The following is an 8,518-nucleotide window of genomic DNA, read 5'->3' on the forward strand; positions in this document are numbered from 1 at the left end:
TGCCGAAACAACTCTGCAAGGGACTGTCGATGAATCGCCGTGAACTGATTGCCACGACTGCTGCTGCCGGCCTGATGGCCGCATCACCTGCCCTTGCCGCGCCCCAAACCACCGGAGCCAGAATGCCTCGCCCAGTACCGCCCGTTGCCAAGAAAGTCCCCGTCACCATCGAACAGCTGGGCCGCACCCGCGTCGATGAATACCAGTGGATGAAGGACGACAACTGGCAGGCCGTCCTGCGCGCCCCGTCCCTGATCAAACAGGACGTCAAAGAGCATCTGAACGAAGAGAACGCCTATCGCGAGGCCATGATGGCCTCCACCGAACAGCTCCAGAAGGAGATGTTCGAAGAGATGAAGGGGCGCATCAAGGAAGACGACGCCTCGGTTCCGTCCGCCGACGGCCCTTGGGAATACTACACCCGCTATAATGCGGGCGATCAGCACCCGCTGTACTGCCGCCGTCCGCGCGGCCGCACCGACGGCGAGGAAATCCTGCTGGACGCCAACAAACTGGCCGAGGGCAAGGCCTACTCCGAGGTTGGCGACACCGAGGCCAGCCCCGACCATAGCCTGTTCGGCTATTCCGAGGACGCCCAAGGCTCAGAGGTCTACAAGATCTATGTGAAGGACCTGGCCACCGGACAGGTCCTGCCGGACGTGATCGAGTCGGCCACGGGCGACTTCACCTTCTCGCCCGACAGCCAGTGGATCTTCTGGACCAACCGCAATGACAATGGCCGTCCTGACAAGATTTTCCGTCGTCCTGCCAAGGGCGGCGAGACGACGCTCGTCTACGAGGAAGAGGACGAGGGCATGTTCCTGGGCCTTGGCCGCACCTCGGACGACGCCTTCCTGCTGGTGACCATCGCCAATCAGGAAACCTCCGAATCCCGTCTGATCCCAGGTAATGATCCCACCTCGACGCCGGTGGTGGTCGAGCCGCGCGTCGAGGCCCGCCTCTATTCGATGGACCACTGGGGCGACCGCTGGGTGATCCGCACCAACGCCGACGACGCCATCGACTTCAAGATCGTCGAAGCGCCGACCGACGCCCCCGCCAAGGCCAATTGGAAGGACCTCGTTCCCCATACGCCCGGTCGCTACATCGAAGGCTTCTCGCTGACGAAGGACTTCGTCGCCCGTCAGGAACGCGCCGACGCCAACACCCGCATCGTCATCCGCGACCGCACGGGCAGCGAGCACGAGATCCGCGTGGACGAGCCCGCCTACAGCCTGTCGCTGGCTGGCGCGTCGGAGTTCGACACCACGGTCATCCGCTACACCTACAACTCCATGTCCACGCCGACCTCGGTTTATGACTATGACCAGAAGTCGCGCGAACGCGTGCTGCGCAAGGTTCAGGAAGTCCCGTCGGGCCACAACCCTGCCGACTATATCGTCGAGCGCCTGAACGCGCCAGCATCGGACGGCGAACTGGTTCCGGTTTCCATCCTGCGCCACAAGGACACCCCCGTGGACGGCTCGGCCCCGGTGCTGCTGTACGGCTATGGCTCTTACGGCATGTCCATGCCCGCTGGCTTCTCGACCAACCGCCTGTCGCTGGTGGATCGCGGCTTCATCTATGCCATCGCCCACATTCGTGGCGGTGCGGACAAGGGCTGGAACTGGTTCCTGAACGCCCGCCGCTTCACCAAGAAGAACACCTTCACCGACTTCATCGCCGCCGCCGATCACCTGATCGAAAAGAACTATGCCCGCGCCGGAAACATCGTGGCCGAGGGCCGCTCGGCGGGCGGACTGCTGATGGGGGCCGTGACCAATATGCGCCCCGAACTGTGGGCGGGCATCATCGGCGGCGTGCCGTTCGTGGACCTGATCAACACCATGAGCGATACCTCGCTGCCGCTCACCCCGCCGGAATGGCCCGAATGGGGCAATCCGATCGAGGACGCCGCCGCCTACGACTACATGTGGTCCTACAGCCCCTACGACCAGATCTCGGCCAAACCCTATCCGGCTGTTCTGGCCACCGGCGGCCTGTCCGACCCGCGCGTCACCTATTGGGAGCCGCAGAAATGGGTCGCCCGTCTGCGTGACCACACCACCTCAACCAATCCGGTGCTGCTGAAGATCAATATGGAGGCGGGCCACTTCGCCTCGTCGGGCCGCTTCGATTATCTGAAGGACATCGCGCTGGATTACGCCTTCGCGATCTGGGCCGTGAACAAGGGCTGGGAAAAAGACTTCGCCTGATGCCCGGGTTCAGTATCCGTGAGGCGGTGGAAACCGACTTCCCCGCCATCACACGCATCTATGCCGGATGGGTAAACTATGCCTGCGGCACGTTCGAACTGGTCCCGCCGACTGAGGACGAGATGAAGGCCCGTTTCGCCTACATCCGCGCCCTGGGCATGCCGTACCTGGTCGCCGAACGCGATGGTCAGGTGATCGGCTATGCCTATGCGGGGCCGTTCCGCGCCCGTGAGGCCTATCGCTACATGGTCGAGGATTCGATCTACCTCGATCCGGTGGCCAAGGGGCTGGGCGTCGGTGGTGCCCTTCTCGACCGCCTGATTCTGGAATGCGAGCAAAAAGGGGCCCGCCAGATGGTCGCCGTCATCGGTGATTCCGAAAATGAATCATCCATAGGCCTTCATCGCTCGCGCGGATTCGCTGATTCAGGCCGATTCACCTCTGCCGGATGGAAACTGGACGGTTGGCGCGATGTCATCTTCATGCAAAAGCCATTGGGTGCCGCCGACACCAGTCCGCCCGATGGGCCGGCCCTGCTCCTCAGCGACAAGGGCCGCTAAAGGCCGGAAAATCAGGCTTTGCGGGGGCGGAAACGCCCCCGTTTCCATATCGACTAAGGTTCTTAAATCGCGGACCATTTCGCAAATTGCCGTATTTTTTCAGGGGTATGCATTTTTCCCGTTGACCCGAAACGCTGCCCCACCTAAACACCACCTCGTTCCCGCCGGACACGGCGCGAACGGGACCAAGCGGGTGTAGCTCAGTTGGTTAGAGTGCCGGCCTGTCACGCCGGAGGTCGCGGGTTCGAGCCCCGTCACTCGCGCCACTCCCCTTCTTAATGAAGTACGGAGTGGCGCATACCGCTCTTGGTCCGAAACACTTCCCCTCAAAATCGAAATACGCCCCACCACAGCGCCTTCGTGCGCCTGTTGCCGTTTCAGCCTGGCGTTAGTTGACTTTTAACCAGAACACTTACAGAACATTCGGCAACGGTTCACGCCTTGTTCTGAAAGCGCCCCTGACATGCTCACCAAGAAGCAGCACGAACTCCTGATGTTCATCCATGAACGCATCAAGGAAACCGGCGTGTCGCCTTCTTTTGACGAGATGAAGGAAGCGCTCGATCTGGCGTCCAAATCGGGCATCCACCGCCTGATCACCGCCCTTGAGGAACGCGGCTTCATCCGCCGTCTGGCGCATCGCGCCCGCGCGCTGGAAGTCGTCAAAATGCCGGAACAGGCGACCGCCGCCGCGCCCGCCAAGGGCCGCGCCCCGTTCAAGCCCGGTGTCATCGATGGCGGCGGCATGAACCGCGCCCCCGTTCAGGAAGCCGCCAACGACGTGCGCGAACTGCCGCTACTGGGCAAGATCGCCGCCGGTACGCCGATTGCCGCCATCCAGCACGAACAGGACCGTATTCCGGTACCGGAATCCATCCTCGGCTCGGGCGAGCACTATCTGCTGGAGATCGAAGGCGACTCGATGATCGAGGCCGGCATACTCGACGGCGACACCGTGGTGATCAAACGCACCAACAACGCCAACAACGGCGAGATCGTCGTTGCCCTTGTCGAGGGCGAGGAAGCCACGCTGAAGCGCCTGCGTCGCAAGGGCCAGTCCATCGCTCTGGAACCGGCCAACCGCGCCTATGAAACCCGCATCTTCGGGCCGGATCAGGTCGAGGTCCAAGGCAAGCTGGTCGGACTTATCCGCCGCTATCACTGATAATCGGGGTCGCCCCACCGTGACCACGGCCTGATACCACGCGCATCGCGCACCCAGCGCGCGCGCCATCCAGTTCCGTCACGCCACAGCTCGACCGCGCCGCGCTCTGCAAAGTCCTGACCATCCAACACCAGCCTGTTCGCGCACTCTTGCGGCAGTTGGTGGACGACAGCGCGCACAGCAACAACCTCTGCCGTCAGACACATCTGGCTCAGCTTGTCGGCTGCGGGACTCGCCCTGCCCCACCACAGAGCAACGGGGGCTGTGGCCTCCAACGCCGCGCAATGGGTGCGCCCGCATTTCCACGCGGCCTTGTCGCGCGGAACCCGCTCGAGATCCCACCGCTGTGCCCATATCTCGGACGAAAAAGCGCGGACCGTGCGGAAAACGGTCGCCTGATCGCCGGAAACCCATGCCGCATTGGTCGCTGAGTCGCCGATCCAGATATCCGGCGGTGTCTCGCGTGGCCATAACAACACCGCGCAGGCCAGAGGCAGCCCCAGCAGCCGCAACCACCCGCGCCACAGGCATATGATCAAGATACCGACAAAGGCGATCGGCAGGGCCTGTGGCGGCGCGCCTGCCATAGTCTTGACCGCACCCGGCAACTGCGCCGCCCAGTGGCCGATGGTCAGCATCCACTGCACGCCCTGCCCCGCGACCCACAAAAACGGCCCGCCAAGGCCCAGAGGCTCCAAGGCCGCACCCAGCGCCAGCGCAGGCAGCATAACCATATCAGCCAGTGGCGCGCTGGCCATATTGGCCACCAGTCCGTAGACGCTGGTGCGGTTGAAGTGGTGCATGACAAACGGCCCCGTCGCCATGCCCGCAACAAAGCTGGCCGCAACCGCAGCACCGGCCCATGACACTGCGCGCTGCAAGGCCGCAATCGGCCAAGGGGTATTGATCTCTTTGATGCGCCGTGGCCACACCTCTGCCAACGCAACCAAGGCTGCGGTCGCAGAAAACGACATCTGGAACCCCGGCGTGACCACCGCTTCGGGTTGCATCACCAGCACGACAATGGCCGCGGTCGCCAAGGCCCGCATGCTGATGGCTTTGCGGTCCAGCAAAATGGCCCCGAATGCAATCGAAGCCGTCACTGCCGCGCGTTCGGCAGGCGGTGGCGCGCCGGACAGGACCAGATAGGCCCCGACAGCCACCAACCCTGCGCAGGCCGCGACTTTTTTGCCGGAAACCCTCAACGCCAGCCAAGGGCACATGGCGATGAGAAGGCGAAACAGAAAGAAGACAAACCCGCCCACAACCGCCATATGCAGTCCGGATATCGACAGAATATGCGCCAGTCCGGAATCGCGCATGGCCTGCAGGTCGCTTTCTCCGATCCAGGTCTCATGGCCCGTCACCATCGCCGCAGCGATGCCGCCTTGCTGCTGCCCCAACCGCGCCACCAGACGTTCGGCCAAGGAAAATCGGATCGCATTGATCCTCATTTCAAGCCTGACAGGAAATGGCGGCGGAGCCAGCGACGCGTCCCGTGTCTCGGTCAAGCCGAACAGCACCCCTCCCATGCTTTGAAACCAGGCCATCCGCCCAAAATCATAGGTTCCGGGAGAGGCTGGCGCGGGTGGAGGATTGATCAATCCGAATATGGAAACCGCTTCTCCTGGCCGTGGCGGATCACCTTTGACCGTGGCCCGGATACGCAAAGGAATCTGTGAGGGCTCAAGACCGCGAATCCTGACGGGGGCCAGGACAACCCGATGGCCACGCGCGCCCGGAGAATCGACGTCGATGACATAGGCTTCGACCAAAGTCGGTTTAGTCATCGCAGGTGCAATGGGAGCCGCCACGGCATCGGATCTCATTTTGGCGACTGCCAGTCCGCCCCCAAAACAGGCCAGCATCAGAAGCGGCAGTGTGATGGCCCGGCCAGCGCCCAATAAGCGCGCCGAAAACCACAGCGAAAACAACAAAAAAGCTATAATTATCAACGGCCAGAATGGAGGCTCTGTGCCAAACGCAAAATACGTGGCACAACCCCCGCCAAAGAACACCGCCGACCAGAGTGGCCAACGCTGACTTTGGGCATTCCATTCACGCCGAATGCGCGAACGGAAACCGGCGATCAACTTTACCGTAAGGCTTCGTTTTGCCGCTGACGCGCGTATAAGGGCGGCTGTATTGGACTCATTGCCTATGACCTCCCCATCCTCGACTGTTGTCACCCGCTTTGCCCCCTCGCCGACAGGCTACCTGCATATCGGCGGTGCCAGAACTGCGTTATTTAACTGGCTGTACGCAAAAGGCCACGGTGGTAAATTTCTGGTCCGTATCGAAGACACGGACCGTGAACGTTCGACCGACGAAGCGGTAAAGGCCATTTTCGACGGGCTGGAGTGGTTGCAGCTGATCGGCGATGAAGAGCCTGTCTATCAATTCGCCCGCGCCGACCGTCACCGCGAGGTCATCCAGCAGCTTCTGGATACCGGCCACGCCTACCGCGACTTCCTGACCGCCGAGGAAACCGGCGCGCTGCGCGATGCGGCCAAGGCCGAGGGCAAGGAATTTGTCTCGCCGTGGCGTGACCGTGAGCCCACCAACGAGGACCTGCAAAAACCGTTCACCGTGCGTTTCCGTCGCCCGCTGGATCAGGCTGTCGTCGTGGACGACGCCGTACAGGGCACCGTGCGCTGGGAAAGCTCGGCGCTGGATGATCTGGTCATCCTGCGCTCGGATGGTGCTCCGACCTACAACCTCGCGGTTGTCGTCGATGACCACGACATGGGCGTCACCCACGTGATCCGTGGCGACGACCACCTGAACAACGCCGCCCGCCAGAGCCTGATTTACGACGCTCTCGGCTGGACGCGCCCGACCTTCGCCCACATCCCGCTCATTCACGGACCGGACGGCGCCAAGCTGTCCAAGCGCCACGGCGCACAAGCCGTCCACGAGTATGCGGAAATGGGCTACCTGCCCGAAGCCATGCGCAACTATCTGGCGCGCCTGGGCTGGGCACACGGCGATGACGAACTGTTCGACGACGAACAGGCCAAGGCCTGGTTCGACTTCGGCGGCATCAACAAGGCTCCGGCCCGCCTCGACTTCGACAAGCTGGCGCACGTCAACGCCCACTGGATCCGTCAGGCCGACGATCAGCGCCTTGCTGATCTGACCGCTGGCGTTCTGGCCTCGCGTGGCCAGAAACTTGATGACGCAGGCCGCGAAAAGCTGCTGCGCGCCATCCCCCTGATCAAGGACCGCGCCAAATTGGTGCCGGAACTGGCCGATCAGGTTCAATTCGCCCTGTTGGTGAGCCCGATCCCGCTTAACGAGAAAAGCGCGGGCATGTTGCAGGGCGAAAACCTCGACCGACTTTCACGACTTCGTGAGCACCTGAACGATGTTCACGCGTGGAATGTTGAAAATCTCGAGACCGAACTTAAAACCTTTGCTGAAAAAGAAGGTGTAGGCTTCGGAAAAATAGGGCCTTTTGCCCGCGCCGCTCTGACAGGCGGTGTTCCGGCTCCAGATATCGCAAAAATTCTGGTCGCCATTGGCCGCGACGAAAGTCTCCAGCGCTTGGATGATGCGCTGCAACAGACTAAGTAAAACAACAACCAACACAAGGCCGTCCGCCTCCCCGCGCCCGGTCCGAAGTATAACAAGGGGCCCAGATGACTGAACAAGCTAAACCTGCCGCCACACTTACCCTTGGCGACAAGAGCATCGAACTCCCCGTCCTGTCCGGCTCGACCGGTCCGGACGTTATCGACATCCGCAAGCTGTACGCCGGCACCGGTGCCTTCACCTTCGACCCGGGTTTCACCTCGACCGCCTCGTGCGAGTCGGGCCTGACCTATATCGACGGTGACGAAGGCATTCTGCTGCACCGCGGCTATCCGATCGATCAACTGGCCTCGCAGTCGAACTTCCTCGAAGTTTGCCACCTGCTGCTGAAGGGCGAACTGCCGAACGCTGCCGAATACGAAGCGTTCAAGGAAACCGTCACCAAGCACACCATGCTGCACGCGCAGTTTGACCGCTTCTTCGAGGGCTTCCGCCGCGACGCGCACCCGATGGCCATCATGGTCGGTACCGTCGGTGCCCTGTCGGCCTTCTACCACGACAGCCTAGACATCAACGATCCGGTACAGCGCGACATCTCGGCTATCCGCCTGATCGCCAAGATGCCGACAATCGCTGCCCGTGCGTACAAGTACCACATCGGCCAGCCGTTCATCTCGCCGCGCAACGACCTGTCGTACGCCGAGAACTTCCTGCGCATGTGCTTCGCCGTTCCGGCCGAGGACTATCAGGTCGATCCGCGCATCGTCCGCGCTATGGACCGCATCTTCACCCTGCACGCCGACCACGAGCAGAACGCCTCGACCTCGACCGTCCGTCTGGCCGGATCGTCCGGTGCCAACCCGTTCGCCTGTATCGCAGCCGGCATCGCCTGCCTGTGGGGCCCGTCGCACGGCGGCGCGAACGAAGAAGCCCTGAACATGCTGAAGGAAATCGGTACTCCGGACCGCATTCCTGAGTTCATCCAAGGCGTTAAGGACCGTAAGTACAAGCTGATGGGCTTCGGCCACCGCGTGTACAAGAAC

At 62.1% G+C, this 8,518-nt stretch carries 6 protein-coding genes, 1 tRNA gene and 1 pseudogene; 6 read left to right on the forward strand and 2 right to left on the reverse strand.

The window, feature by feature from the left end; genetic code table 11:
* Positions 1 to 29 precede the first annotated feature (29 nt).
* From B3H86_RS09125 to lexA, 4 genes are all read left to right on the forward strand, one after another.
* A complete protein-coding gene (locus B3H86_RS09125) occupies positions 30 to 2,216 on the forward strand; it encodes a S9 family peptidase (RefSeq protein ID WP_292053158.1) in 2,187 nt (728 codons plus the stop codon).
* Positions 2,216 to 2,776, forward strand: a complete 561-nt coding sequence (locus tag B3H86_RS09130; RefSeq protein WP_292053160.1) for a GNAT family N-acetyltransferase — start codon at positions 2,216 to 2,218, stop codon at positions 2,774 to 2,776. The genes B3H86_RS09125 and B3H86_RS09130 overlap by 1 nt, the downstream gene beginning before the upstream one ends.
* A gap of 189 nt (positions 2,777 to 2,965) precedes the next feature.
* Positions 2,966 to 3,042, forward strand: a tRNA-Asp gene (locus B3H86_RS09135).
* A 197-nt stretch (positions 3,043 to 3,239) separates the two neighbouring features.
* A complete protein-coding gene (gene lexA / locus B3H86_RS09140) occupies positions 3,240 to 3,941 on the forward strand; it encodes a transcriptional repressor LexA (RefSeq protein ID WP_292053162.1) in 702 nt (233 codons plus the stop codon).
* Here the strand turns inward: lexA and B3H86_RS09145 are convergent.
* Both B3H86_RS09145 and B3H86_RS09150 read right to left on the reverse strand, forming a co-directional pair.
* On the reverse strand, positions 3,935 to 5,368 hold the full coding sequence (locus tag B3H86_RS09145; RefSeq protein ID WP_292053247.1) for a ComEC/Rec2 family competence protein: 1,434 nt from the start codon (positions 5,366 to 5,368) through the stop codon (positions 3,935 to 3,937). The two genes, lexA and B3H86_RS09145, sit on opposite strands and share 7 nt — an antisense overlap.
* A gap of 183 nt (positions 5,369 to 5,551) precedes the next feature.
* A pseudogene (locus B3H86_RS09150) lies at positions 5,552 to 6,130 on the reverse strand (DUF4131 domain-containing protein); the annotation flags it as partial.
* Here B3H86_RS09150 and gltX point away from each other — a divergent pair.
* A complete protein-coding gene (gltX, locus tag B3H86_RS09155) occupies positions 6,102 to 7,517 on the forward strand; it encodes a glutamate--tRNA ligase (RefSeq protein ID WP_292053164.1) in 1,416 nt (471 codons plus the stop codon). The pseudogene B3H86_RS09150 and the gene gltX overlap by 29 nt on opposite strands.
* Before the next feature lie 65 nt (positions 7,518 to 7,582).
* Positions 7,583 to 8,518, forward strand: a 936-nt coding sequence (gltA, locus tag B3H86_RS09160) for a citrate synthase (RefSeq protein ID WP_292053166.1), incomplete at its 3' end; no start/stop codon positions are given.

The sequence above is a fragment of the Brevundimonas sp. UBA5866 genome (genome assembly GCF_002432125.1).
Taxonomy (GTDB): Bacteria; Pseudomonadota; Alphaproteobacteria; order Caulobacterales; family Caulobacteraceae; genus Brevundimonas.

Bases quoted from the DNA above. Each gene is read 5' to 3' on its own strand.
- lexA (WP_292053162.1), top strand. From the start codon at position 3,240: ATGCTCACCAAGAAGCAGCACGAACTCCTGATGTTCATCCATGAACGC.
- B3H86_RS09130 (WP_292053160.1), top strand. From the start codon at position 2,216: ATGCCCGGGTTCAGTATCCGTGAGGCGGTGGAAACCGACTTCCCCGCC.
- gltX (WP_292053164.1), top strand. From the start codon at position 6,102: ATGACCTCCCCATCCTCGACTGTTGTCACCCGCTTTGCCCCCTCGCCG.
- B3H86_RS09125 (WP_292053158.1), top strand. From the start codon at position 30: ATGAATCGCCGTGAACTGATTGCCACGACTGCTGCTGCCGGCCTGATG.